Source organism: Pollutimonas rozaliensis, from assembly GCF_048751585.1.
Lineage (GTDB): Bacteria > Pseudomonadota > Gammaproteobacteria > Burkholderiales > Burkholderiaceae_B.
Genome location: NZ_JAZHOB010000306.1, coordinates 1 through 244 on the forward strand (window position 1 = coordinate 1; position 244 = coordinate 244).

Below are 244 nucleotides of genomic sequence, written 5' to 3' on the forward strand. Positions count from 1 at the left end.
CCCGGCCAGCAGCACCGCAATGGCCAGGAACGGCAGGCTGCCGACCCACAGCAGCGGCAGCGTGGTCATCGAGGTGGCTGCTGCACCGAGCAGCAACAGGCGCCGCAACGACATCTGCAGTTTCAGTGCACCAAACAACAGGCCCGCCGCGCAGCTGCCCAGCGCATAGGCCGACAGCACCGCGCTGGCGGCCAGTGGCTGCCCACGCTGCTCGGCGAACGCCACGCTGGTGATGTCGACGGTG

The 244-nt window shown here is 69.3% G+C and carries 1 pseudogene; it reads right to left on the bottom strand.

Features of this window, described 5'->3' with window-relative positions:
• Positions 1-244, bottom strand: a pseudogene (locus V0R37_RS23010) (MFS transporter); the annotation flags it as partial.